Source organism: Paenibacillus pinisoli (assembly GCF_003605435.1).
GTDB classification, from domain to species: Bacteria; Bacillota; Bacilli; order Paenibacillales; family Paenibacillaceae; genus Pristimantibacillus; species Pristimantibacillus pinisoli.
Genome location: NZ_QXQB01000006.1, coordinates 25,309 through 50,656, shown reverse-complemented (window position 1 = coordinate 50,656; position 25,348 = coordinate 25,309). Strand labels below are relative to the sequence as shown.

The following is a 25,348-nucleotide window of genomic DNA, read 5'->3' as shown; positions in this document are numbered from 1 at the left end:
TTGTGCCGATTCCATGTAACGGGGGGATTTCCGATGAAAAGCAGTATTCGATCCATCGTGGACATCAACATGGTCGCCAATGATTATTCATCCAGCATCGTACTCATTGTTGGTCCCGATCATTACATTGATGCGAAGAGCATCCTTGGCCTAAGCATGACGCTGTACCGCGACCGAACCTATCATCTCCAAATCCACGGCCCCGACCAAGCCGAAGCCAAAGCTGCCATGCTCGACGTGTTCGCCAAGCATAATCTGCAAGTCGAGCTGCACGGGGAGTGAGCAGATGCGGATAGTGAGTTTTTGAAGTTGCTTTTTCTGTTTTGAAAGCTTTGTAGAGGGGCGGCTGCCGGTGGATAGTCGCCTCCTTGCGCCGTATTAGCTGCTTGTTGGCTCTAGCGGCGGCGTTTTGCCGGCCCTAGCGATGGCTAGCGGCGTTGGAGTAAACTTTCGGCGCTTTTGATGGCTCTAGCGGTACCTCACGGCGTTACAGCGAACTTTTGGCGCTTTTTAAGACTCCAACGATTCCTCACGGCGTTACAGCGAACTTTTGGCGCTTTTTACTACTCCAACGATTCCTTGCGGCGTTAGAGTAACTTTCGGCGCTTTTGATGGCTCTAACAGTGCCTCACGGCGTTACAGCGAACTTTTGGCGCTTTTTACGACTCCAACGATTCCTAGCGGCGTTAGAGCGAACTTTCGGCGCTTTTTACTACTCCAACGATTCCTAGCGGCGTTAGAGTAAACTTTCGGCGCTTTTGATGGCTCTAGCGATGCCTTACGGCGTTACAGCGAACTTTTGGCGCTTTTTACGACTCCAACGATTCCTAGCGGCGTTAGAGCGAACTTTCGGCGCTTTTGATGGCTCTAGCGATGCCTTACGGCGTTACAGCGAACTTTTGGCGCTTTTTAAGACTCCAACGATTCCTAGCGGCGTTAGAGCGAACTTTCGGCGCTTTTGATGGCTCTAGCGATGCCTTACGGTGTTACAGCGAACTTTTGGCGCTTTTACCTACTCTAGCGGTGTGTGGCGGTGCTAGAGTATCATTTTGGCGCTTTTGCTAACTCTAGTGGTGTGTCGCAGCGCTAGAGCAACATTTTGGCGCTTTTGCCGACACTAACTGTGCGTGGCGCTTCTTTTGAGGGAATCCTACTCATCGAGACGCTCGCTCCATCTACAAAAAAAGCCTCTCCGCAATGCGGAGAGACTTTCCCTATCAATAGAATTACTTCTTCTCCTTCAGCTCTTGCAGCTTCAAGAGTACCGTTACTGCTTCCGCTCTGGTCATGCCCGCAGTTGGGTCGAAGCGGTTGTTGCCTTTGCCTTGCATCAGACCCGCTTCATAGACTGCCGCTACATATGGAACAGCCCATTGCGGCACATCTCCTGCGTCGGAGAAGCTCAGCTTCGCCGCTGGATCAATCTTAAGCGCCGCTGCTTTGGCGAGCATAACAGCCAGCTCGGAACGCTTCACTTGTCCTGTAGGACGGAATGTTCCATCGTCATAGCCGCCGATCAATCCCGCTTCCACAGCCTGGGCGATAGCCTGCTGCGACCAAGCCGGGATACGGTCCTGATCCGCGAATGCAGTTCCTGCTTGAGCGACCGGCAGCTCAAGCGCGCTGACCAGCATCGCCACGAACTCCGCGCGCGACGCCCCGTGATCCGGACGGAACGTGCCATCGCCATAACCGTTAACGATACCGCCCTTCAGCGCGCGATCAATGGCAGAGCTTGCCCAGTGATTCGCTGTGTCTGTGACAGTCGGAGCAGGCGTCCCCGGACCGCTGCCGCCACCGTTATTGCCACCGTTGCCATTTCCGGTATCACCGCCGTTATTGCCACCGTTGCCATTCCCGGTATCGCCGCCGTTGTTACCTCCGTTATTCCCTTCATTGCCATTCCCGGTATCGCCACCATTATTGCCACCGTTGTTGCCTCCGTTATTGCCTCCCCCGCCGTTGTTGCCGCCGTTGCCGGAGGATGCCGCTACAGCTATAACCGGCTCGGAGTTGCTTTTGCCGACCATCGCTTTGACAACAAATTCATATTTGACCGCGGCGTCCAACCCCGTTACTTCATAAGTGAAGGAGCTTGCTCCCTCGGCAGGAACGATACGCGCGTTCCAGTTCGGGCCCAGCTTATCCGTCTTCTCATAGATGCGGTAAGCATCCACTGCCGTATTGCCTTGCGGCGCATTCCATGTCAATGTCGCCTTGCCGTCTTTGATTGCGCTGATTGCAGCATTGCGAACCTTGTTCGGCTGCGGCATCGTCTTCTTGATGCTGAATTCGTCATACAGCTCCGTCGCTCCGCGCTCGCTTGTCGTATACACCTGGAATGACATCGAATTCTCCGTCACCGTAATGCCCGTGAACATCTCGGTTCCCGGCTGACCATACTTCTCCGCGAACGGGAACGGCCCCGCCTTCGGCGTATAGCGCTTATCTCCAGCCGCGTTGCTGACCAGATACATGGTGCCCAGCGGATTCAGCAGGCCGCCGTCAGTATCCTTCGCCGTATCCTTCTGCGGCACATTGTCATACATCGGATACGTCCGAGTATACGTATGGTCGTGGCCGCTCAGCACGACATCGATGCCGATCTCGTCGAACAGCTTCGTCAGCTTATCGCGGAAGAACAGCACATCAGAGTCGTTGGTATGGCTGGCTACGGAATAAGGGGATTTGTGGAACAGGACGATTTTCCAAGCCTTATTGGATTTCGCCGCTTCCGCTCTCAGCCACTCCTCCTGCTTCTTGTACACCACATCGACACCGTTCACTTCGTTGTATTCCGTGTTGATGATCATAAACTGAGCATCGCCATATTCGAAGGAGTAGACCGAGCCATCCGGCTTGGCGCCCGTATACGATACGTTCGGCACATTAAAGTGATACCAGAAGTTGTTGTTCAGCTTGCTCTCGTGATTGCCCAGCGCCGGCACGAATGGCAGGCTGCGCAGCGTATCCTGCGGCGTGTTCAGCAGCCACATCCACTGATCCTCAATGTCCCCATGGTCAACCAAGTCGCCTGTCAGCGTAAAAAATTCCGATGCCGGGAACGTATTCATCGCTTCATCCAGCGTATGCTTCCACGTGACATAATCCGATGCCGTCGTACCTTGCGTATCTGTCATGTACAGGAACTGGAACGCATCAGCCGCCGGGTTCGCAGTCTTGAACGTACGGATCTCGCTCCAATGCCCCTCTTGGCCGTCGCCAAGGCGGTAGCTGTACGTTGTATTCGGCTTGAGTCCTGTCGCTGTCGCTTTGTGGCTGGCATACGAAATCCGCTTGCCCGCGCTTTTGTCCTCTCTGGATTGGAACACATAAATTTCAGTCGATGTTCCGTTAAATGTAATCGTATCTGCCGCCGGCATCGTATTGCCTGCAACCTTCGACGTCTCCGCTACCTGCAGCTTCGTGCCGGTAATGCTGGAGTCGGTATACCAGGCAAAGCCTTGAGCCGTGCTTGGATCGCCATTGTACGTCAGCGCAATCGCCGTCGGAATCAGGTCGCCGGACGAGTCGGGCGCCAGACCGACCGGGTTGCCGATCAGCTGCATATCCCAGTACAGATCAGAGCTGCTGTCGCTGCGCTGATGAACCTCGGCGGCCAGCACGTTCGTGCCTTCCTTCAACAGGCTCAGCATGCTCTGCGTAAGATCAGCCGTCTCCGTCGTCGGGCTGCCCAGCGTTGTAGCGCTAAGCGTCCGGTAGTCCGGCTCGCCCTCTGGCATATTGAACCGGTATACTTCCACACCGTTCGCATACAGCACCACGCCGTCATCCACGCCAAATTGGCCGAACAGCTTCGTAATGAGGGACAGATCCTCTACCTGGAACGTTGTCCGATAATAGGTCGTCCGGTGCTTCTTGGAGCTGTCTTCGCCGAAGCTGACTACCGTCTTCATGCTGCCGAACAGAGTCGTCGCGTCTCCGGCAGGATAACCCAGCGGACCTGGTCCCGCGCTCCATGCAGCATCGTCAAAGCTTGCCGCTCTCCAAGCCGTTCCCTGATCAGAGCCGTTGTCGAGGTATTTCCACACCGAGTTCTTCGGAAGCAGGGCAATGTTCTTGCCCTCTTCGGCCGGCTGCTCCTCTTCTTCGCCGCCTTCTTCGCCAGGAGGCAGCGCCGTCATCATCATGTCGAAATACAGGTCGGAGCTGCTCAGGCTTTGATTATGCACTTCTACAGCGAACACATTCTCGCCATTCCGAAGCGCGCCCTTCAGCGCTTCCGTCAGATCCGGCGTATAAATAATCGGCAGATCCTTGGATGTCGTCGCCACTGTATCAAAGCCGATCTCGCCTTCAGGCAAGCCGGCGCGGAATACTTCAATGCCATTCACGTAGAACACCATGCCATCGTCCACGCCGAACGCCGTCTCGTATTTGTCGTACAGGCTGATATCGTCAATCGTTACTTTTTTGCTGAAATAAGACGTAATGTGCTTCTTGCCCGCATCTCCGCCATAGCTGATGATCGTCGCTACCTTGTCAAAGATCGAGTCCGGTCCCACGTCATTCGTCGGCACGTTGCTCTTCACCTTGTAGCCCAGCGGCGCCAAGTCGATGTCCCATGCAGAGTAGTCGAACGAAGCGTCCTTCATGGCCGCACTGTAATCGATGCCCTGATCGCTATAGCTCCAGCTTGCGCCTTTCTGCACGACTTCTAGCGGCTCTACAGGCTGAACCGCCTTCTCTGCAGTCAGCTTCATGTCAAAATACAAGTCGGAGCTGCTCAGGCTTTGGTTATGTATCTCGGCAGTCAGCTTATTGTCGCCACTGCGCAGCGCCGCCTTAAGCGCATCAGTCAGGTCCGCTGTATACACAATTGGTTTATCCTTGCCCGATGTCGCCAGCGTCTCATAGCCGACCTCGCCCTCCGCCATGCCCGCGCGGTATACTTCAACTCCGTTGGCATACAGCACGATGCCGTCGTCTACGCCAAGCGTCGCTTCGTAGCTGGCAAAAGCATTCACGTCTTGAATTTGAATGATTTTGCTGAAGTACGTTGTCGGATGCTTCTTCGAAGCATCATCGCCTAAGCTCGTTATGGTAGCCACCTTGTCGAACACAGTAGTCGGCGCTACCTCATTCGTAATGTTGCCGCTCGTTACTTTATAGCCGAATGGAGCGACGCCAACCTGCCACGTCGAATAATCGAACGCCACGTTTTTCATCGCACTGCTGTAGTCGACGCCTTCGTCGCTGTAGCTCCATGTCGATCCTTTATCTATAATGGTTACCGCCGCCGCGCCCTCATCTGTCCCCTCTGCCGCAGAAACGCCAGCAGACGGCAGAACCGCGCCCGACAAGACAACGATGGCCAATACTACCAGTAACCATTGCTGTTTTCTCCAATTACTGAACAACAAGTCTACCACCTCGTTTAAATGATGTTGTCGATTCCTACTATTTGAAGGGAAGGAATAAGACAACTCATCTTAACAAGGCTTTGTTTGTACTGTGTCATGTCCATATTAAGCGATTATTGAGATTTGGTATCGGAATTGTAAAAGGGACGCCGATCCGGCGTCCCTCTCATTATGCGTTGACCTTCATCCCGGAAGCTGCCGCTTTATTCCCTCGGAACAAGCTCCCGGAGATGCTGCCTGCCAGCAATAGCTGGGCAGCAAAATAAGTGGACATAATCATCAGCCCGGCAGACGGCAGGGGCTCCACGAACTTATTCCACGCCAGCACCGAATCCGAAATCACAAAAAGCAGCGCCCCGACCGCCGCATATCTGTTGCCGCTTAAAATCGCCGTCCAGAACATAAGGCCGATGACGATAATGTAGCATAACACCGGAATCCATAATCCGCTACTCGCATCATCGGAAGCAAGAACCTCATGAAACTTGACGGCCATCCAGACGCAGTACAGCACGATCGGAACAGCCGACAGCCAGCCCAGAAGCGAACCTCTCATACGCGTCAACATAGCAGCGGTGTAGAACAGATGGCCCGTCAGGAAGGAAGCCAGCCCTATCGTAAACCACATGTCCCCTGGCAGGAGCAGGAAGGCATCGCCGCCAATACTGAATATGAGCCCCGCCACAACAAGCCCCTTATAGACACGGGAGGTCTTCGCTGAAGGCGAAGTGACCGCCAGCGTAATTATCAGCGTCATCGGAAGCAGCTTGAATACCCAATGCAGCGGCTCGCTATCAACCGATAGCGTAGCCAGATGAACCACTCCTGTCGCTACAATCAATCCCAGCAGCCATTTGGACATGAGCAGATCTCCTCCTAAGCATCTCAACCTCGTCACAACCTATAACTACGCTCAGTATACAGAATGGGCCCGTGCAAGAACAGTTATTTTTGAAGCGCTTTCCCACAGGGGCTGGGAGCGGCCTTCAAGGATACCCAGGCGGGCATCCCCTTGCTTTCTAAGTACATGCTCGGCCATAGCGTGCTGCATGTGATGTTCGCCCCTCATTATGCAGAGAAGCACCGAGCGCCGGGAGATTCGCGCTGTGCGAAAAGTCCATTGCCCTTTCCTCTTGCTTGCGGGTGCTTGCAACTTTCTTATCCTTTTCTATAAGGAAACGGGTTAAGGCTTCAGGCCCTTTTCATGAAAATTGCTGATCATCTATGCTATAGTAACCCCAAAGGAGGCGATGCCTTATGAATAAATCCGATTTAATCGAAATCTTTAACCGCGAGCAAAGAATGGATATCGTCTATCCCGGAACCCGCCGCGAGGCTGACGAATATGTAGTGAGGCAGATCTCTCCGGAAGAAGAGGACAGCTTCATCAGCTACTCCAGCTTAACCGCCGCTCATGCTGATGCCGTCATTCAGCGGGAGCTCGATTATTTCGCAGCGCTAGGCCGCCGCTTCGAGTGGAAGCTGTATGACTTTGACGAACCGGCTGACCTCAAGGATCGGCTTGCTGCGCATGGCTTCGAGATTGAGGATGCCGAAGCACTTATGATCATGAAGCTTGACGCAGCCCATCCCATGATAACGGCATCCATCCCAGACTCTATCCAGCGTATTACCGACGATGCCGGAATCGACGCGCTCATGGCGCTGGAAGATACGATCTGGCAGGTATCGCATCAGGAGCTGGGCAATCGGCTTAAGCGGGATAAGCGCACGATGCCGGAAGAGCTGCTGATCTATGCGGCATACGACGAGTCGGGCCGCATCGCAAGCGGCGCGTGGATGTATATGTATACGGGAACAGCCTTTTGCAGCTTCTGGGGAGGCTCAACCCTGCCTGAATACCGAGGCAAAGGATTCTATAAAGCGCTCATCGCCGTCAGGGCGCAAGAGGCTTGGAAGAGAGGCTTCCGTCTGCTTACGGTTGACGCCAGCCCCATGAGCCGGCCGATTCTGGAGCGCAACGGCTTCCAGTGCCTGGGATACACCTACCCATGCAAGTCGCCTCAAATTTAACGAAATCGCATTCCTCGGCCAGCGGCTAAGGAATGCGTTTTTTTATGGATACGGTTATGTATCGAGCAGCTTTTCAATATACGGGTTAAGCAGGATCCGATCCGGGTCCAGCTCTGCCCGCACGCTGCGAAAGTCATCCCATCTGGGATATCTCTCCTTGAGACGGCCGCCGCTCAGCGTATGCAGCTTGCCCCAATGCGGACGTCCTCCATAACGAAGAAAGATCTCCTCCATCGCGGCAAAATAAGCCTCATACGGCATTCCCTTATACATATGCACCGCGATGTACGCGGAATCCCGCCCGTAGGAAGGGCTCAGCCAAATATCGTCTCCCTGAACATAGCGGCATTCCACGGGAAAGTGGACATGGAACTTCATGCGGGCCATTGTCTCCCGCATCTCTTCTATTACCGGAACCATCGCCTCAGCGGGCAAATTGTATTCCATCTCATTGAACCGGACAAGCCGCGCTGTAGCGAACAGCTTGTGGCTGTACTGCACCTTGCGGCCGACCGGCACCTGCGAAGCAGACAGCCGGCTGATGGCGGCGCTCGTGCTCGGCATCCTGCGGCATATGCCGGACAATAAGCCGAACACGGCGTTTTCGACGACAACGTCTCCCAGGTAGTCTCTTACTTTGCGGACGACAACCGGCGAATCCGTCTCGTTCATCAGCTTGATCTGGCAAGGCTCGGCGTAAGGGAACCAATAAAACTCGAAGTGGCGGTTCTCCTCAGCGAGTCGAACGGACTCCTGCAGGCATTGCTTAAGAGGCATGCGACTGCTCACATACTCCAGCTTATAAGCCGGCCTCAATCTGAGCGTCACTTGCACGATAATGCCCAGCGCGCCAAGCGAGACCTGCATCGCCTTGAACCATTGCGGATGGGACTCCACCGTGCAGGTCAGAACCTCGCCCTGACCCGTTACGACCGTTACGCCGGCGATTTGCGTCGAGATGGTGCCCAGCCCCCGTCCCGTTCCATGGGTTCCCGTACTGATCGCCCCTGCGATGGACTGCACGTCGATGTCGCCCAAATTTTCTTGCGCAAGCCCGTGAACGAACAGCTCTTCGCCAAGCCGCTTCAGCTTGGTGCCGGCCCATACCGTTGCAGTGCCCCCTTCAGGATCCACCTCTACAATGCCCTGCAGCAGATCAAGCGAGATAAGCATATCATCGCTGGCGGCGATGGCCGTGAAGGAATGGCCAGAGCCAACGACACGAAGCCGTCTGCCTTCTTGCTTGCAGCGGCGAACAGCCCCAACCACCTCTTCAATAGACGCGGGCAGCAGCACCTCGCGCGGCGTAGCCTTCACCGAGCCCGACCAATTGGACCAGCCTGCAGCATTCCGTCTCATAAGAAACACTCCCCCATCCCCCGATAGGTGTCGTATTGTCCAACCAGCCTGCTCCTCGATACCGCATGCAGCACCGGGAATCGCTCGCACAGCTCTCCAGCCTTCGCATGGCGGAAAAATACCGGATCGCCAATCTCCATCCTCACATCCTTGGAACAGCGCAGCGGCGTCTGGACTTCTCCCGCTCCTTCAAGCGGGAACAGAGTCAGCCCCTCCGGCAAATACGGCTTCGGCAGCTTGTCGGCCCCCGCCGCACCAGATGCGGTATAACCGCCGCCAAGGCAAGTGACGATATTATCGCTTGGCCGGCGCACGACTTCTACGGCGTAACCTGCGGCAGGCTGATAACGGAACGTCTTATAATTGTCGAACAAGCCCGGCGAATAAAAGCCCGAGCCCGCCGTAAGCTCCGTCACCCACGGCTCTTGCTTCGAGCTGTCCAGACTGCCTGTTCCCCCGGCATTCACAAAGCGCAGCTTGACGCCCAGCCCCTCGATGCCGCGCACGGCTTCCTCCCGTCTTCGCGACACTTCGGCTATGGAGCGCTTCTTCAGCCATTGAATAAGCCCGTTGCGCATTGCCGCTCCAGGCGCATTGTCGCCTACGCCCGCAATCTGGGCTTCATAGCCCATTAATCCGTCGAGCTTGAGCCAAGGAGATTGCACAATCCGCTCCGCAACCGCTTTCATTTGCGGCCATGCCGACAAGGGTGAGCGCCATACCCCGAAGCGCAAGCCCGGATAAGATACGGACAAATCCAGATCCAGGCATAACGGCACGATAACGCCTCGCGCCTTGGCTCGCCCCTCTAGCTCCTCGACATGCTCGGCACAATCCACCATAAAGGAGATCGTCTTGCCTTCTGCAATCCGGTCAAGCAACCCATCGATGGAAGCCGACATGCCCTGCGGGTAACCAAGCAGCAAGTCATCCAGTCCCTGATCCGCCAGAAACACTGCTTCCGCTGCGGTATAGCACATGATCCCGCGATAGGCCGGGTGCGCCTCCAATATTAACCGCAGCACGCCAACCGAACGAATGGACTTGCTTGCTATTCGGATATACTTGTTTCCTGCCGCATGGGCAATAGCCGCGATATTCGCCTCCAGCCTATCCACATCCACAAAAGCAAACGGCATCGCGACGTCTTTAAAGGCTTCCTTATACTCGGCATATATCCCCATCTACGCTCAACTCCCCAGAGTTACGTACTATACCTGTGACGTTATGCCTAATTGTATTCTGGTTAAAGGGATCACTTTCCTCCTATTTGCCATAACGGGCAAGCATAGCCTGAATTTTGCTTTGGTTGACCCATTCCCATTAACCGCACGCAAAAAAGCAGGCAAGGAGCATTTCGCAACCAATGCTCTTGCCTGCTTGATCTGTTCTGGCACAAAGGCCAGGTACCGCTTATTACTTGCTGGAAGCCGCGGAAGTTCTGAGCTGCTCGTTCACTTTCAGAACGTTCAGGACGTCAATACGGCCGAAGCCGCTACCCTTAATATTTTGTTTAATTGTAGGTGGTTGTGGGATCATCTTTTTCACCTCCTCCATGAAATACTTGCTTACGATTCCAATCTCAAATAAGCTTTCAGCCTGCTCACTTCAGAGCTATAAATGTATTCCGGATCGCCGCCGTTGTCTCTCTCTCCAATCCTATCGGCGAACTTCCCGTACAACCGGTTCAAGTACCGATTCTCGGCCAGGGCATGGAACCGAATGCGGCGTACGGTCGGATATTTGCTGCATATATGCCGGACCAAGTCGCGAATTCCTTCATAAAAAACCCTGCTGCTGCGGTACTCTTCCATCAGGATGGCCGAATCGATAAACGCCGTGTGCCTATCCGGTTCATAGTAATATTGAACAAACCCGATGAATTCGCCTGATTCATTCTCATACATGAAGATATAGCTGGTTGGCAGAGTCATTAAAATATGGGCCGCAGCTATTTCGATCGTATAGTTGCGGCGAAACTGCCGGCTATATGTGAGATAGAAGCGTGCGAACCGGGCATAGTCGGAATCCCGCTCGCAAAGCTTGGTTGCCGCACGAATCATGAATACCCCTCCTGAATCCATTCTTTTTGGGGTCTTAGGCAAGCGCCAAAGGTCGAAACTTATTCAAATACGCCTCCAAATCGGTCAGCTTGGTCCGGTAAGCCGACAGCTTGCCGAATTCAGTCTCTGTCTCGGACTCCAGTATGGCGAGCTTTGCTGCGATTCTCTGGATGGAAGGGGTCTGCCCCGTCCAAAATACGATTTCCGTTACAGGAACTGGCTGATGGCGCAGATGATGCAGAAGGAATTGCAGCATTTGCAGAAAAAGCCTTGTCACTCTATAGTGCCTATCTAAATAAATGGCCTGGATTTGCACCACATGCTCATCCTCGTATTGCTTCTCGCCAGTTCCATGGATATAGCCGAGCGCTCCGACTGCCTCATTCTCCTCATTGAGGCATACAATCGCTTCCCTCCCCAGCAGGGTCGGACTTGAGATCATGCCGAAGGATACGACAAATGGATACGGCATATGAAGATCATCATAATGCCTCAACATAAAATCCAAATATTTGGCGTGATACACCTCGGTAGCACATACGGAAAAGCTGACATCCATGACTTGCTGCCCCCTCGTTCATCTATGCCAATACTACTAGTTCGACCATTTTCGCGTCTATCAACTAAATACTACTTTTTTTCTAATACGCAAAAAATCCCCCATATGGGGGATCATCTAATGCCAATTGGCTCTAGTCCTGCTCAGCCGGTCGAATGTCCAACCATCCTGCCGAATAGCCTTTTCCCGTCGACTGCCAAATCGTCGTAACCGCCGCGCTGAACAATCTCTCCATGATCAAGCACAATAACTTGATCCGCATGCTGAATCGTAGACAATCGGTGTGCGATCACAATGATGGTCATGCTTCCCTTCAGACTGTCCAGCGTCTCCTTCACGCGCCGCTCCGTTACGGTATCCAGCGCGCTGGTCGCCTCGTCCAATATGAGAATGGCGGGCTTGCGCAATAGCGCCCGCGCCAGCACAATCCGCTGCCGTTCGCCCCCGGACAAGCGGACGCCCCGATCGCCGATTATCGTATCCAGCCTCTCAGGCAGACCCCGGGCCAAGTCGCCCGCCGCAGCCAGATCCAATGCTTCCCACAGCTCCTCTTCCGTCGCCGACTCATTCATCAGCATCAGGTTATCGCGCAGAGAGGCGTGGAACAGGAAAGGGTCTTGCGACACATAGCTGACTGCGCGCCTGAGCGGCAGCAGATTATGCTCGGCAAGCGGCGAGCCGTCGACCAGCACTTCCCCTCTCTCCGGCTTATGCAAGCCCAGAAGCATATCGACGAGCGTGCTTTTGCCAGCGCCCGAGGGACCGGCAATGGCTGTCATCTGCCCGGCAGGGATATGCATATGGATATTGTTCAGCGCATACGGGCGATCGCCTTCCTGGCGGTAGCGGAAGCTGACTCCGCGCAGCTCCAGCCCATGCCGCAGCTCCAGCGTTCTGCCGCCCGCAAACCTCCCGTTCATCAGCTCCTGCGATTCTGCGCATTCCTGCTGCAGCTTAATCAGCGCCTCCAGTGACGGAATGAGCGCGGCGACGCTCTCCAGACTGGACTGCATGCTCGAGACGACCGGCCACAAGCGGGAAAAAATAACGATAATAAGCAGCAGCTGAGCGGGCTGTGATTGAAACAGACTGACCAGCACATAGACGAACACCGCCAGCAGAACGGCCGACGCAGCGCTATATATAAATTGGGAATTTGTTTTCATTTTCGTATAAGCTATCGCATTATGCTCCACCTTCCGCAGCAGCACATTCATCCAGTGGACATGCACACGCTCCAGCGTATTGCTCTTGATATCCTTCATGCCGCTTAGATGGTCGGTAACGCCAGCCTGATAGATTTTGGACAGCTCCAGATTATCTTGGCCGAATTGCTTGGCCTTGCGGGTGAAGTACCGTGAGAAGAGCAGCAGAATGCCTCCGCTCAGCAATACCGCAATTGTAATTTTAGGCGAGAGCGCGATAGCCAAGCCAATCTTAACGGCAGCGAAAATAAGCGCAGAGATGAAATCCAGCGATAACCCGATGCCTTTTTTCACCTGTGCAATCTCGATCGTCAGCATTTTCACCAGATCAGCGTTGCGGTTGCGCAAATAAAAAGCCCAGTCAGCCCGCAGCAAGCTGCTGTACGTATCCTCCCGAAGCTTGCGAAGATACCCCTGCTGGATGCGCTTGTCTACAATAGCTTGATGCCGTCCGATAAAGCTTTGCCCTATGATAATAAGCACATACAGAGCTAGAATCCCTGCCAGGCTTTGCATGAAAGGGATATGTCCGAACCAATCCAGCAAGCCGGCCAGGTAGCCGAAGTCATCCCCCTTCAGCTCGATAAGGCCTGTAAGGCCGAGCAGCGGGACGATCAGTAGAATACCCGCGGATTGCATCATGCCGATGGCGAGCATGCCAGCGAAATTGAACACAAGCTTGCTCCCGGCAAAACGGAGCATATCCTTCATGAAATAGACGATAGCCCTCATGGCTGCTTGCCTCCCTTGTCGCGGCCCTCAGCGTCCGCGGCCCTACGCTTCAACCCGGATGAGCCCTTGCTCGCGCAGCTGCTCCAGAAAGTCCAGCACCCGGCGCTCGCACTCGGGGCGCTCGACCGCATAATCGATCATAAGCGCATCCACCACTTGCCGGACCGTCGCCGCCCCCTCCAGCCGAGACCATATATCTCCCCCGATATCTCCCAAATTGTAATAAGCGTATGTTCCCGTATGCAGCAATACCTTCTCACCCTCGATATCCGAGGCCAGATGCTCCTCCCCTTGCCTAACGCAGCTGTCCAATGTTAATGCCGCAATCATTGCGCTCCCCCTCTCCAATATGGCTAACGATTAATTCCACAAGCTCATGAGCTGTAAATACCGAAGGCGCTCGCTTCACCCGGTACGCCGGAATCTCTCTTACAAGCGAGGTTACGGACTCAAAATGCCACTCCAGCAAGCCAAGCGGCGGAATTAGCGCCCGGTGGAAGGTATGCTGAAGCAGCGCTTGGAACTTCTCCGCCTTCTGAATCGGATGGAGCGATACGTGTTCTTCCCCGGCCGGCTCCTTCACAAGCTCAAAGATACCGCCTAGCGGCAGGGCTTCGCGCTGCAGCCGGTCGACCGCCACCGCATACTTCATGCGTCTGGCCGCATTGTCGCCGCGCTTTACCTCGCGCTCATAGATCGCAGATAAGCTATTGCCGTTCAGATCGAAGTGCGGCAGACATTCCTGCCACAGCTTCTGTTCCGGCAGAGCCGGCATAACGATAGGCGCGGAACCATCCTTAGGCATGGAGACCGGAATGACATCATCGGTCAGAAAGCTGTAGCCTTGCTCCAGAAACGCCCGTGTAAGCGTCGATTTGCCTGCGCCGGATTGGCCTACAATCGCGTAGGCCTTGCCCTGTATCGCAATCGCGCTTCCATGCAGGGGAAGCACTCTTCTCTGCAGCAGAAGAGCTGACACCGCGTAGCCGTCCAAAAAAAGGCGCAGCTTCTCAACAGGCGGGTTCCCGATCGGCGAGACGATAATGCGGTTGCCGTCACGAACAAGATAACGGGCGACGTTCTCAATCAGGAACAAAACAAAGTTCTCTTGAATGACATATGCCTCATCCTCCCCTGCCAGCTCCGACCATAGCGCCTCCAGGCCTCCATAGGTCACTTCTACGTCTGCCGGCAAGCCTGGGGAACTATTGTCATCCAAATCATGAGCCTCGGACGGCGGGATGTCGCTTCTGAAGCGCAGGCCAAAGGCCGTATATAGATAAGCTAGAGCAGCAGTAGTCATTAGAACCTCCCGTGAATGTAATAAGCCCCCATCCCTTCGGACAGGGAATAAGGGCTATCCTCACCATATGTATGCGCTTACTTAGCTGCCAAAGCCAATGCTGGGATCGGATCCCGGATTGGAGCCCGAGCCGGAGCCGGAACCAGAACCTTTGCCGGGCTTATGCGGCTTCTTCTTCATCGTCATGTTCACATTCAGCACTTCCAAATGCGGTACTTTCCATTCCTTCTTCTCCAAGGCCTAACACCTCCTTCTAACGGGTGGTATCATCCTGCATGAATGAGTGCGGAAGCGATCTGCGAATGATCCAATGTTCTTAATTAAGAACGATTGTGTCCTAATATTAAGGAAATTTTAAGATTTTGTCAATTTGTTTTTTAGTTCATTTAGGGGTGGTCTCGCGCTGCAGTTAGGACTATGGAATGAATTCCATACTAGGAATCGATTACCAGCCATTTGGAGGGAGACTATACTTGCGACTGCTCTGCGAAATGCACTTGCTTTTTACAGGATATTCGAAATCATTCCGCCAATCATGGACACCGCTATGACGCATGGCAGAGGCCGCGGCAAAATATCGCAGGAACCGCTTGCCGAACAATTTTCCCGCAGCTTTCGCCGCGATCGCCTGGAGATCGCGATAGGCAAGGTCAAATGGCTGAAATCGCTCAATCGTTGGCTTCCCTCCGTGGCAGAAGCTATATTGCGCCATTAACAGGGGCTTGCGTTTTGCGAATGAATCGTTATAATTAGTAAAAATATCGAACAATCCATGATTGGGAGAGTAACTGCCAGCAGAAGTTCAAGCGAGCCGGGAGAGTGGGAGCCGGTATGGATGCAGCAGCGAACCGGACCCATAAGATAGGCTTCTGAACCTTCAAAGTAAGAAGTCTCGGCTGCGGCCGTTATCCGTATTGAGTGGCTGAGCCTTCCGTTCAGCAACAAGAGTGGTACCGCGAATGCACACGCCTTCGTCTCTTATTCCAAGAGACGGGGGCGTTTTTTTATGAGTCAAAGGAGGATGCTGGGATGTTAATCGAATGGATGAAATTGCGCATAGCTGAGGCTGTGCTTGAATTGCATGAGGAATTAGGCGCCGAGCGTCCGCAGGATTTGAAGATTGCGGTGGAGCAGCCTGTGCATATGGAGCACGGGGATTACTCGACCAATGTAGCCATGCAGCTCGCCAAGCCGCTGCGCAAGCCTCCCCTGCATATCGCAGGGCTGCTTAAGAACAAGCTGGAGAGCGATGCCGAGTTCTCCGCTCTGGCACGCCTGATTGAAGTGGCGCCGCCCGGCTTCTTGAACGTGCATCTGGATTGGAACGATTGGGCACGCCGCGAATTCCATTCGTCCGATGCCTTCGGCGGCAAGGCCATTATCGAGCATACCTCGATCAACCCCAACAAATCGGCTCATATCGGCCATCTGCGCAATTCCTGCATCGGCGATACGCTTGCCCGCATTCTGAAGAAAACCGGGCGCGAGGTGGAGGTTCACAATTATATCGACGATCTGGGCAATCAGCTTGCCGATACCGTAGTCGGACTGCTGCATGTTCCGCTGAACAAGGAGCATGCCCGCTTCGGCGACTTCTGCTGGGATATCTATTCCGGCGTCAATCGGGAGTATGCGGCAAATCCTGTTAAGCTAAGCGAACGGACGAATGTGCTGCACGCGCTGGAGGAAGGCGACAACGGCTTGTCCTGGATCGGGCTGCTTGTAGCGGAGCGCATCGTGCGCGAGCATTTGGAGGAGATGAAGGCCTTCGGCATCGATTATGACCTGCTCGTATGGGAAAGCCAGATCGTCAGGGAAGGATTCTGGCAGGCGGCGTTCGAGCGTCTGAGCGGCACTTCCTCCTTCGTGCAGGAGACGTCCGGCAAGCTGGAAGGGTGCTGGGTGCTAAGGCAGACCGCAACTGGCACAAGCGAGACAGCTATGGAGTCGGATGAAGCCGATCAGCATCAGATGGATAAGGTGCTGGTACGCTCGAACGGCATTCTGACCTATACCGCCAAGGATATCGCCTACCACTTATGGAAATTCGGACTGCTGGAGAGGGACTTCTCGTACCAGCCTTTCTCGGACGGGCTTTGGTCAACGCACCATGGCGGCCTCTCTTCCTCAACGTACGGCAAAGCCGATACCGTCATCAACGTGATCGACTACAGACAGGAATATCCGCAGGCCATGGTGAAGCAGGCGCTCGAGGTGCTGGGCTATGCCGAGCAAGCCGATAAGCTGCGCCATGTCAGCTACGGGGTCGTATCGCTGAGCCCTGCCGCTGCGGAGGAACTTGGCATCGACACCTCATCCGGCAAGTCCTCTTATGCGATGTCCGGCAGACAAGGCGTAGGCATTAAGATCGCCGATCTGCTGGACCGGATGGAGAACGTGATCGACGAGAAGCGCTCGGACGCACACGGCTTGTCCAGCCGCATCATCGGGGCTGCAGCCATCCGGTATTATCTGCTGCGCTTCGCCTTATCGACGGAGGTTGTATTCGATCTTCAGCAAGCAACCGAAGTAACCGGCAATACCGGCGTCTACCTGATGTACGCATACGCGCGCGCGGCGAATATCATCGCGAAGACGGCTGAGCACGGCACCGGTTCTGCTGCCATTCCGGCTGAGGCTGAGCCAAAAGAAAAAGCGGAGCTCGCTTTGATCCGCCATATCGCCGCTTGGCAGGATACGCTGCATGCAGCTGCCCGCGAGCTGTCTCCAACAATTATCTGCAACTACGCTTATGAGCTTGCCTCCCTGTTCAACAACTTCTACGCGGCATGTCCGATTCTGAAGGCCGCTGAGGATACAAAGGCATACCGTCTATGGCTCGTCTCCTTGTTCCGGCAGACCATGGGCGAAGCACTGGATACGCTTGGCCTTCCGGCCCCGGCTCGCATGTAATCCCTCGGGTGTATCCATTATTTTTGCAGTAAACCGCGTTGTCTTCGTCTGCAACGGTCAGTTCGCCAATGCGCCGAACACGACCCCGATCGCCAATGGTGCCGGCCTGACTGCCTTGCGATGACGCGCGGTTCCGGCCAACCGAAAAACAGGCTGTCCCAAAAAGCGAAATAACTGTGCCACACAACGTTACACGCGACAAAGTGGCGGAAATGCGATTATAGCGACGCCTCACAACGTTACACGCGACAAAGTAGCGGAAATGCGATTGTAGCGACGCCTCACAACGTTACACGCGACAAAGTAGCGGAAATACAATTGTAGCGACGCCTCACAACGTTACACGCGTCAAAGTGGCGGAAATACGATTGTAGCGACGCCTCACAACGTTACACGCGACAAAGTAGCGGAAATACGATTGTAGCGACGCCTCACAACGTTACACGCGACAAAGTAGCGGAAATACGATTGTAGCGACGCCTCACAACGTTACACGCGTCAAAGTGGCGGAAATACGATTGTAGCGACGCCTCACAACGTTACACACGACAAAGTAGCGGAAATGCGATTGTAGCGACGCCTCACAACGTTACACGCGACAAAGTAGCGGAAATACGATTGTAGCGACGCCTCACAACGTTACACGCAACCAGAGCGCAGAACTGTTCAGAATTAATAGCTAAATAACTAAGGGACTTCCTTATTTATAAGCAGACCAAACCAAAATGACGGTGCAGGGATAACACCCAGGCACCGTCATTTTATTAATTTTCACCGATGTCTCTTGGAGTCAACCTGCTTTCGAGACAGCTCCCTTTCTGCTCAGCCGTATTAATGATGGGAGCCTCCGCTTTCGCCTCCGCCCCCGCTGCCGCCCTCTTGGGCGCCGGAGGAGGACTGTCCCTCTTCGGCAGGCTGTCCGCCGCCGTGAGCACCATGTCCCGCTCCCGACTCCGATACAATCTCCAGCATGGCATCAATCTCGCCTTGCGCCGCTTCGGACAGCTCGCCCTTCGAGCCTGTCAGCCAAGCGTGATTAAACGGGCCTTCGACTGGAGATTCCTTGTACTTCGGTTGAATAGACATGACATACGCCATGACGGAATCCGGCATTCCCTTCTTATCCGTCCATAGCAGCGGAGCGTGCTTGCCCAGATGCGAGAACGGCGCGGCTGCAAGGGCGAGCTCCGGCGAAGCCTTCGCTGCGAAGGAGAAGTTATGGCCAGGCGAGTCGATCCCCCAGCCGAAGCCCGTCTCCGGATCTTTGAATTTCGCGAAGGCTATCGCATTCTCGTAAGGATCGTCACCGGCAATCCGGACGACCTTGCCGTATTGGCCCAGCTGCTCCTCGACCTTAGCCGATACGGCCCCTTCCGGGCCCAGAATATAGATATTCGCTCCGCCGCCGCGCGTGTTCAGCGCATCAATCGTCTCTTGCGGAATGTTGTCTTTCTTTACATATAACAGCGGCTCCGGCATATGGGCTATCCAATTGACGGCCGGCATCGTATATTCGGCGCTATCCATCGAGCCCACAATTACGGATTTCGGGATCTCCTTCGTCAATTCGGCATAGTAGGCGTCTATTTCCTTGGCGATAGCCGGAGCGCTTCCCCCTTCGATGCGGTCCGTCTTATAGCCAAGCGCTTTGATTTGAACCTCTACGTTCTCCCCCAAATTGCCGACCAGCATCACTTGGACGCCATTATTGCTATCCACGCCTTTGGGACGAAGCCGCTTCAGCTCCTGCAGCGTCACATCCGGAACGCTGTCCGGGCCTGCGAACAAGACCGGACCATCATTGGGATGGTGGATGAGATTCGCGCTGACCAGAGCGGTCTGCCAATCCTGCGGATCGGCGATAATGACGCCACCGGGACGATTGCCCTCCTCCGTAGCCATCCACAACGTCTGCGATACGATAACTGCCGCTTCCTCCGGCTGATCCGCATTGATTCTTGTTGTATTTTTGGAAGCAATCCAAGGCGCCGATGAACCGACGACCGTGCTGCCGCCTCCGGTACTTGCGGCAGGCTTATTCGAGTCGAAGCATCCTGTAAGCGTCAATAGAAGCGCGGCGGATACGATGCCCGCTTTCCATGTATGTTGGAACATGCCAAACCTCCTGTATCCTGCTACTGAACTCCGTACATTGTCTCCCTGTTTTGGATATGCTCCATACCGGGGACAAGCTTCCGGGCAAGATCAGTATAATCGGAGGTTTTGAAGATCCTGTGTAGATGCCGGTCAGTGCTTCGGCAGCCGGATATGAATGGTTGTGCCAGTACCGCCGCTCTCTGCTCGCACCGTTCCGCCATGTGCCGTAACCAGCTGCTTAACAATTGTAAGCCCGAGGCCGCTGCCTCCTGTCCGGCGATTGCGGGACTTCTCCGTACGATAGAATCGCTCGAAGATATAGGGCAGCTCCTCCGGCGGGATGCCGCTCCCTGTATCCCGCACCAGCAGGCGCACGTCCTCCCCCTCATCAGCAGCCTCTATATGGACATTGCCTCCTTGCGGAGTATACTTCAGCGCATTGCTCAGCAGGTTAGCCATAATTTGCATCATCCGGTTCGGGTCCATCTCCAGTTGGATCCCTGAATCAGCCTGGAAGCTAAGGGCTACGCCCTTCTCTCTGAAGGCGGCATGCACAAGATCGGCAGCGCGCTGAATGACGTCTGCAAGCGGGCACAAGCTGCGATTCAGTTGGAACCCGGGAGACTCCACATGAGTCAAATCCTCCAGCTCCGCAACCAGCCGGGCCAGCCGCTCAATCTCCTCATAGCAGGCATGGATACGCTCCGGCGTCGGAGCCCATATTCCGTCCTCCATGGCCCGCATGTGGCTCTTCAAGGTTGCAAGGGGCGTGCGCAGCTCATGGGCAATATCCTCGGTCATCGTCACCCGAAGCTGCTCTTGCTGGCGAAGCTGGTCTGCTAGCGAGTTCAGCGAAGCGCCAAGCTGCGCCAGCTCATCCTCCCCCTTGACATGCACTCTTGAATGCCACTGCCCGCCCGACATTCTCTCCGCAATCCGTTTCATATGAACAAGCGGCTCGGATATGCGCCTTGCGACGTAGAAGCCCAGAACAACAGCCAGCGTAATGGAACCGAGGCCCGTCCAAAGGATCGTCTGAATAAGCGCCTGCTCCAGGTGATAAGCCAGCGCCTTTGGATCTCCATCCATGCCCGACGCTTCATGCTGCTCCTGATACATCGTAAAGTGATAATGCGTCTCCAGGACAATGCTGATCACCGCAATCGCAACAACGCCTGCGGCAAGCGCAATGATGATGAACGCCAGCCGCAGGTGAAGGCGCCGCTTCATGCTTCTCCCCCCGCGAACCGGTATCCCGTCCCGTATACCGTCACGATGTAAACGGGCGATTTGGGATCGGGTTCGATTTTGGAGCGGATATTTTTGACATGCTGATCGATCGTGCGAATATCTCCCTCGAATTCATAACCCAGCACCTTCTCCACCAGCTCCTCGCGTGTGAACCGCCGCTGGGGATGCTTCGCCAGCGCAAGCAGCAGCTTGTATTCATTCGGCGTCAGGCTCACCGCTTCTCCCCCGCAATGCACCTCTTGCTTGAGCGAATCGATGGCCAGATGGCCGCCATGGAACACGAGGCGATCCGCCAGCAGCTGATTGTCATCCGTACGGCGCAATATAGCGCGCACACGCGCCACTACCTCGCGAGGATCAAACGGTTTGATGACATAATCGTCCGCCCCCAGCGACAACCCTCTAATTCGATTACTCTCCGAGACCTTTGCCGTCAGCATCAGTATTGGAATAGAATGAATCCGGCGTATCGCTTCGCATACCGCCTCTCCGTCCATATCCGGTAGCATGAGATCCAGTATGATCAGATCAGGCGGCTGCTCCTCAACGATCCGCAAGGCCTCGCGTCCCGTCCCCGCTTCCAGGCAGCGGAATCCTCCTTGTGCCAAATAAGATACGAGCACGTCGCGTATTTTATATTCATCATCAACCACTGCGATTGTTTTCATGTTCACCCTCCAGATAAGCATAGAGCTATCTCCATTCTACCTTGGACTTGTGTAGAAACCATATAGAAGGAACCGCAATGCGGAAATAAATTGCATATTGGAGCAGCGAGACAAGTGTAAAGGCAGCCGTTCTATGCCACAATAAGGTAGGATTGAACTGCCGTTTACTTACTATAATTGATTTACATTCATTTTTATAGTAAACTGTAAAAAAGTAAAGGAGGCGTCGAATATTATGGAAATTGGAATCAGTACATTTATGGAAGCCACGCCCCATCCGGTCACAGGCAAGGCGATCGGCCATGCCGAGCGGCTGCGCAACGGAGTAGAAGAGATTGTACTTGCCGACCAGGTCGGCCTTGACGTATATGCCGTCGGCGAGCATCACCGCGCCGACTATGCCGCAAGCGCACCTGCTGTATTGCTGGCAGCAGCGGCTTCCCGCACGAAGAATATCCGCCTCTCCAGCGCCGTAACGGTCTTGTCGTCGGATGATCCTGTCCGCGTATACCAAGCCTTCTCCACACTGGATGGCATCTCGAACGGACGAGCAGAGATTATGGCTGGACGCGGATCCTTCATCGAATCCTTCCCGCTCTTCGGCCAGAGCCTGGACGATTATGATGAATTGTTCGAGGAGAAGCTGGAGCTGCTTCTCGCGGTGCGCGATTCCGAGAAGGTCACTTGGCGCGGAGGCCACCGCCCTGCCATCAACAATCGCGGCGTATATCCGCGCTCTGTCCAGGACCCGCTTCCGGTCTGGATCGGAACAGGCGGCAACCCGGAATCCGCCGTTCGCGCCGGCACGCTGGGCTTGCCAGTCGTCTTCGCTATCATCGGCGGCATGCCGGAGCGGTTCGCCCCGCTGGTGAACCTGTATAAGCAAGCGGCCACCAGAGCCGGCCATGATCCGCGGAAGCTGCAGATCGCGACGCACTCCCACGGCTTTATCGCCGATACGACCGAAGAAGCAGCAGACACCTTCTTCCCGTATACCCAAGCCCAAATGAACACGATCGGACGCGAGAGAGGCTGGCCGCATTATGACCGCGAAGCATTCGATTCCGCACGCAGCCTCAGAGGCTCCCTCTATGTCGGCGATCCGGAATATGTCGCGGAGAAAATCGTATTGCTGCACAAAAACCTGGGTCTGACCCGCTTCCTGCATCATGTAGACATTGGCTCCATGCCGCACCGCGAAGTGCTGCGCTCCATCGAGCTGCTTGGCACGAAGGTTGCGCCGATTGTGCGCAAGGAGCTGGCTCGCTCGTAAGGCAGCGAATAGTCCAGCCGTCAACTTTCCGCGAACGCACACGCATTAGCGCGACGGTAACAGAGCGCTCTAATCTGTCCCCTATGAACAAAAACGCCGCTCCTGTACAGGAACGGCGTTTTTATTGGCCTGCTATTTCGAAATATCCACAAATCCTTCGCCGAATACATTGCGTACATCATGGATCGTAATAAACGCATTTTTGTCGACCGATTTGACGATTTTTTTCAGCATGCTGACTTCAGGCTTCGTAATGACGATATACAGAATATCCTTCGGCGTATTGGTGTAGTTGCCTTTGCCGTAAAATACCGTTACCCCGCGGTCCATCACCTTGTTGACTCTCTCCGCAATCAGTTTCTGCTCATTGGAGACAATCATGACGGCCTTCTGCGAATTCAGACCTTCAATAATAAAGTCCATCACCTTCGTGCCGACATACAGCATCACAATCGTGAACAGCATGCCCTGAATGCCGATGATGAAATATGACGCAAATACGACAATCAGATCGAAGAACAGGAGCGCGTAGCTGACATTCCAGTCCAAATATTTGTTCATAATTCTGGCCAGAATCGTCGTTCCCGCCGTCGTGCCGCCTACGCGGATAATGATGCCGATCCCGGCGCCTGTAAGAACGCCGCCGAAGATCGTATTGATCATGAGATCATGCGTGCCAATCGTCCAGCTCTCCGTCAGATGCAGGAACAGCGAGTTGAACAAGACGGCAATGACCGTATAGATCGTCGTCGTTTTATCCAAAAATTTATAGCCGATAATAAGCAGAAATGAGTTAATAATCAGGTTGACCAGACCGGGTGACCATTGAAATTGGTAATAAGCGATAATCGTCAGGCCGGTGACGCCGCCTTCGCCCAGATCATTCGGGATGACAAACACATTGATCGCAACCGCAAAAATAAATGCGCCTACCATGATCATCAAAATGTCTATCAGTCGTTTTTTCATTGCTTTCACATGTCCTTTCGCCGGTGCACTATCCATCATCAAAAAAGCGAATACCGCAAGGGCATTCGCTTGAAGTTGTGTCGTTCATGCGTGTGCTTGTTAGGCCATCCCGATTATAGCAAATCAGCAAATGTTCGGCAATTGAGCGGACTAAAGCGTCATCGCCTTCCGAATGCTTACTTAGCTTTGAGACCATCCCATGACTTCTGCAAGTCTTCGAGCAAGCGGGCCGCATCGGATTTGCCTGCAATGTAGGCTTGAATCTTGCTTCCGAACTCATTCATCGCTCCATCCGGGAACTTATTGAAATTCCAGCTTAGCGCCTTGCCATCCTGGCTGTACTTCACCACTTCCGCTCCCAGATCGCCGAGATCCTCGCTAGTCGCCTCGATCGTGGTGAATGCCGGAATAAACTTGAATTCTTTTGCAATATAATGCTTCCCCGTTTCGGATGTAACGAGCCAATTCAGAAATTCCTTCGCTTCTTCCTTCATAGCGGAATTTTTGTTGATGACCCAGTTGTTCGGAACGCCGACGTACAGCTTGTCGTTCGCCTCTGCGTCTTCGTTAATCGGCATCGGGAGAATCCCGATATTGAGATTCGGATTGATGCCGTCGATCTGGACCTGCGTCCAGTTCCCCTGCTGTGTCATCGCGACCTCGCCATTCGCGAACATCGTCATCTCTGTATTGTAGTCCGTCGTCAGCGGATTTTTGTTGCCGTACTTCAGAGTCAGGTCCAGCAGCTTGATCCATTGCTCGAACACCGGGTTGCCCGCTATGCTCGCCGTTCCATCATTCAAGCCTTGCACAAAGCCGTTCGGGTCGTCTTGATGCGCAAACCCGACATTCAGCCCATGAAGGGCAAGCACCCACAGCTCCTGATACCCATTGGCGAACGGCGTGACGCCGGAAGCTTCCAGCTTCTTCGCCGCTTCCTCCAGCTGGCTAAGCGTCTTCGGCACATCGGTAATGCCTGCTTTCTCGAACAAATCCTTATTGTATAGGAAGCCGTACCCTTCCAGGTTCATCGGCTGGCCGTAGATCTTGCCGTCTTTGGTCATCGGATCCTTCGCAACCTCGATCGTATCCGCTACCCACGGCTGGTCAGACAGATCCTCCAGATTGCCAAGCCAAGTCTCCAGATCACGGTAGCCGCCGTTGTTGAAAATATCAGGCTCCTCGCCGGATGCGAATTTCGCTTTCAGAGCCGCTCCGTAATCCGCTCCGCCGCCGACAGTCTGAATATCGAGCTTAATGCCGGGATGCTCCTTCTCGTATTCCGCCTTCAAGCGGTTAAGAGCCTCGGCGATTTCTACTTTGAACTGGAAGATTTTCAGCGTCTTTGTCTCTCCGCCGCCGCTTCCCCCGCTGCCGGCATTCGGGCTTTTACCTGTTCCGCCGCAAGCCGCCAGCAATAGGGTCATGGCAAGCAACAGCAATAGCGTAAGCTTTGTATTCTTCTTCATTCGTCATTCCTCCCTTTTTTATGTACAAGCATATGAAAACGCTTCAATTGGATTACATCCTCATTGTAG

General features: G+C 54.3%; 19 protein-coding genes, 1 pseudogene and 1 other annotated feature. Of the genes and pseudogenes, 4 read left to right on the top strand and 16 right to left on the bottom strand.

What is annotated here, in order from left to right; translation table 11 throughout:
• Positions 1-33: 33 nt before the first annotated feature.
• The gene (locus tag D3P09_RS23070) at positions 34-282 is read left to right on the top strand and encodes an HPr family phosphocarrier protein (RefSeq protein WP_120113796.1); all 249 of its coding nucleotides are present in this window, start codon (positions 34-36) and stop codon (positions 280-282) included.
• Positions 283-1,226: 944 nt separating this feature from the next.
• Here the strand turns inward: D3P09_RS23070 and D3P09_RS23065 are convergent.
• Together D3P09_RS23065 and D3P09_RS23060 are read right to left on the bottom strand one after the other, a co-directional pair.
• Positions 1,227-5,381 carry an S-layer homology domain-containing protein gene (locus D3P09_RS23065; RefSeq protein WP_133305048.1) on the bottom strand — a complete coding sequence of 1,385 codons (4,155 nt, stop codon included), beginning with the start codon at positions 5,379-5,381 and terminating at the stop codon, positions 1,227-1,229.
• 172 nt (positions 5,382-5,553) lie between these two features.
• On the bottom strand, positions 5,554-6,246 hold the full coding sequence (locus D3P09_RS23060) for a lysoplasmalogenase (RefSeq protein ID WP_120113794.1): 693 nt from the start codon (positions 6,244-6,246) through the stop codon (positions 5,554-5,556).
• Positions 6,247-6,641: 395 nt separating this feature from the next.
• Here D3P09_RS23060 and D3P09_RS23055 point away from each other — a divergent pair, with 395 nt between their 5' ends.
• Positions 6,642-7,418: a GNAT family N-acetyltransferase gene (locus D3P09_RS23055; protein WP_120113793.1), complete on the top strand. Its 777-nt coding sequence runs from the start codon at positions 6,642-6,644 to the stop codon at positions 7,416-7,418.
• Between the two features lie 54 nt (positions 7,419-7,472).
• Here the strand turns inward: D3P09_RS23055 and D3P09_RS23050 are convergent, their stop codons facing one another.
• The 9 genes and pseudogenes from D3P09_RS23050 to D3P09_RS28525 form a co-directional block, all read right to left on the bottom strand.
• Positions 7,473-8,777, bottom strand: a complete 1,305-nt coding sequence (locus D3P09_RS23050; RefSeq protein WP_120113792.1) for a D-arabinono-1,4-lactone oxidase — start codon at positions 8,775-8,777, stop codon at positions 7,473-7,475.
• A complete protein-coding gene (locus tag D3P09_RS23045; protein ID WP_120113791.1) occupies positions 8,774-9,961 on the bottom strand; it encodes an amino acid deaminase/aldolase in 1,188 nt (395 codons plus the stop codon). The genes D3P09_RS23050 and D3P09_RS23045 overlap by 4 nt, the downstream gene beginning before the upstream one ends.
• 232 nt (positions 9,962-10,193) lie before the next feature.
• The gene (locus tag D3P09_RS28375) at positions 10,194-10,316 is read right to left on the bottom strand and encodes a hypothetical protein (protein WP_279387145.1); all 123 of its coding nucleotides are present in this window, start codon (positions 10,314-10,316) and stop codon (positions 10,194-10,196) included.
• 29 nt (positions 10,317-10,345) lie between these two features.
• Positions 10,346-10,840 carry a GNAT family N-acetyltransferase gene (locus D3P09_RS23040; protein WP_120113790.1) on the bottom strand — a complete coding sequence of 165 codons (495 nt, stop codon included), beginning with the start codon at positions 10,838-10,840 and terminating at the stop codon, positions 10,346-10,348.
• Positions 10,841-10,874: 34 nt separating this feature from the next.
• Positions 10,875-11,399 (bottom strand): hypothetical protein, encoded by a 525-nt coding sequence (locus D3P09_RS23035; RefSeq protein ID WP_120113789.1) that lies wholly within the window; start codon positions 11,397-11,399, stop codon positions 10,875-10,877.
• Between the two features lie 143 nt (positions 11,400-11,542).
• On the bottom strand, positions 11,543-13,336 hold the full coding sequence (locus D3P09_RS23030; RefSeq protein ID WP_120113788.1) for an ABC transporter ATP-binding protein: 1,794 nt from the start codon (positions 13,334-13,336) through the stop codon (positions 11,543-11,545).
• Between the two features lie 42 nt (positions 13,337-13,378).
• On the bottom strand, positions 13,379-13,666 hold the full coding sequence (locus D3P09_RS23025) for a lasso peptide biosynthesis PqqD family chaperone (RefSeq protein WP_120113787.1): 288 nt from the start codon (positions 13,664-13,666) through the stop codon (positions 13,379-13,381).
• Positions 13,632-14,639, bottom strand: coding sequence for a phosphoenolpyruvate carboxykinase (ATP) (locus D3P09_RS23020; RefSeq protein ID WP_120113786.1), 1,008 nt, complete (start codon positions 14,637-14,639; stop codon positions 13,632-13,634). The genes D3P09_RS23025 and D3P09_RS23020 overlap by 35 nt, the downstream gene beginning before the upstream one ends.
• 153 nt (positions 14,640-14,792) lie before the next feature.
• Positions 14,793-14,876 (bottom strand): annotated as a pseudogene (locus tag D3P09_RS28525) (paeninodin family lasso peptide); the annotation flags it as partial.
• 526 nt (positions 14,877-15,402) lie between these two features.
• Positions 15,403-15,621, top strand: a binding site (T-box leader).
• A gap of 47 nt (positions 15,622-15,668) precedes the next feature.
• Here D3P09_RS28525 and D3P09_RS23010 point away from each other — a divergent pair.
• Positions 15,669-17,552 (top strand): arginine--tRNA ligase, encoded by a 1,884-nt coding sequence (locus D3P09_RS23010; protein WP_120113784.1) that lies wholly within the window; start codon positions 15,669-15,671, stop codon positions 17,550-17,552.
• An 831-nt stretch (positions 17,553-18,383) separates the two neighbouring features.
• Here D3P09_RS23010 and D3P09_RS23005 read toward each other — a convergent pair.
• The 3 genes from D3P09_RS23005 to D3P09_RS22995 form a co-directional block, all read right to left on the bottom strand.
• The gene (locus D3P09_RS23005; protein ID WP_207892546.1) at positions 18,384-19,667 is read right to left on the bottom strand and encodes a cell wall-binding repeat-containing protein; all 1,284 of its coding nucleotides are present in this window, start codon (positions 19,665-19,667) and stop codon (positions 18,384-18,386) included.
• 132 nt (positions 19,668-19,799) lie between these two features.
• Entirely contained in the window at positions 19,800-20,879 is a 1,080-nt protein-coding gene (locus D3P09_RS23000) for a sensor histidine kinase (protein WP_120113783.1), read from the bottom strand.
• Positions 20,876-21,568, bottom strand: coding sequence for a response regulator transcription factor (locus D3P09_RS22995; protein WP_120113782.1), 693 nt, complete (start codon positions 21,566-21,568; stop codon positions 20,876-20,878). Before D3P09_RS22995 ends, D3P09_RS23000 begins: the two co-directional genes overlap by 4 nt.
• 235 nt (positions 21,569-21,803) lie before the next feature.
• On the opposite strand from D3P09_RS22995, the gene D3P09_RS22990 reads away from it, so the two are divergent.
• Positions 21,804-22,841, top strand: coding sequence for an LLM class flavin-dependent oxidoreductase (locus D3P09_RS22990; RefSeq protein ID WP_120113781.1), 1,038 nt, complete (start codon positions 21,804-21,806; stop codon positions 22,839-22,841).
• 132 nt (positions 22,842-22,973) lie between these two features.
• Here the strand turns inward: D3P09_RS22990 and D3P09_RS22985 are convergent, their stop codons facing one another.
• Together D3P09_RS22985 and D3P09_RS22980 are read right to left on the bottom strand one after the other, a co-directional pair.
• Entirely contained in the window at positions 22,974-23,810 is an 837-nt protein-coding gene (locus tag D3P09_RS22985) for a YitT family protein (protein ID WP_120113780.1), read from the bottom strand.
• A 176-nt stretch (positions 23,811-23,986) separates the two neighbouring features.
• A complete protein-coding gene (locus D3P09_RS22980) occupies positions 23,987-25,279 on the bottom strand; it encodes an ABC transporter substrate-binding protein (protein ID WP_120113779.1) in 1,293 nt (430 codons plus the stop codon).
• Positions 25,280-25,348 lie beyond the last annotated feature (69 nt).

What these genes read in the sequence shown, in the direction of transcription:
- D3P09_RS23055 (WP_120113793.1), top strand. Translation starts at nt 6,642, where the DNA reads ATGAATAAATCCGATTTAATCGAAATCTTTAACCGCGAGCAAAGAATG.
- D3P09_RS23050 (WP_120113792.1), bottom strand. Translation starts at nt 8,777, where the DNA reads ATGAGACGGAATGCTGCAGGCTGGTCCAATTGGTCGGGCTCGGTGAAG.
- D3P09_RS23000 (WP_120113783.1), bottom strand. Translation starts at nt 20,879, where the DNA reads ATGAAGCGGCGCCTTCACCTGCGGCTGGCGTTCATCATCATTGCGCTT.
- D3P09_RS23035 (WP_120113789.1), bottom strand. Translation starts at nt 11,399, where the DNA reads ATGGATGTCAGCTTTTCCGTATGTGCTACCGAGGTGTATCACGCCAAA.
- D3P09_RS23045 (WP_120113791.1), bottom strand. Translation starts at nt 9,961, where the DNA reads ATGGGGATATATGCCGAGTATAAGGAAGCCTTTAAAGACGTCGCGATG.
- D3P09_RS23025 (WP_120113787.1), bottom strand. Translation starts at nt 13,666, where the DNA reads ATGATTGCGGCATTAACATTGGACAGCTGCGTTAGGCAAGGGGAGGAG.
- D3P09_RS22985 (WP_120113780.1), bottom strand. Translation starts at nt 23,810, where the DNA reads ATGAAAAAACGACTGATAGACATTTTGATGATCATGGTAGGCGCATTT.
- D3P09_RS23005 (WP_207892546.1), bottom strand. Translation starts at nt 19,667, where the DNA reads ATGTTCCAACATACATGGAAAGCGGGCATCGTATCCGCCGCGCTTCTA.
- D3P09_RS23060 (WP_120113794.1), bottom strand. Translation starts at nt 6,246, where the DNA reads ATGTCCAAATGGCTGCTGGGATTGATTGTAGCGACAGGAGTGGTTCAT.
- D3P09_RS22995 (WP_120113782.1), bottom strand. Translation starts at nt 21,568, where the DNA reads ATGAAAACAATCGCAGTGGTTGATGATGAATATAAAATACGCGACGTG.
- D3P09_RS22990 (WP_120113781.1), top strand. Translation starts at nt 21,804, where the DNA reads ATGGAAATTGGAATCAGTACATTTATGGAAGCCACGCCCCATCCGGTC.
- D3P09_RS28375 (WP_279387145.1), bottom strand. Translation starts at nt 10,316, where the DNA reads ATGATCCCACAACCACCTACAATTAAACAAAATATTAAGGGTAGCGGC.
- D3P09_RS23040 (WP_120113790.1), bottom strand. Translation starts at nt 10,840, where the DNA reads ATGATTCGTGCGGCAACCAAGCTTTGCGAGCGGGATTCCGACTATGCC.
- D3P09_RS23020 (WP_120113786.1), bottom strand. Translation starts at nt 14,639, where the DNA reads ATGACTACTGCTGCTCTAGCTTATCTATATACGGCCTTTGGCCTGCGC.
- D3P09_RS23070 (WP_120113796.1), top strand. Translation starts at nt 34, where the DNA reads ATGAAAAGCAGTATTCGATCCATCGTGGACATCAACATGGTCGCCAAT.
- D3P09_RS23010 (WP_120113784.1), top strand. Translation starts at nt 15,669, where the DNA reads ATGTTAATCGAATGGATGAAATTGCGCATAGCTGAGGCTGTGCTTGAA.
- D3P09_RS23030 (WP_120113788.1), bottom strand. Translation starts at nt 13,336, where the DNA reads ATGAGGGCTATCGTCTATTTCATGAAGGATATGCTCCGTTTTGCCGGG.
- D3P09_RS22980 (WP_120113779.1), bottom strand. Translation starts at nt 25,279, where the DNA reads ATGAAGAAGAATACAAAGCTTACGCTATTGCTGTTGCTTGCCATGACC.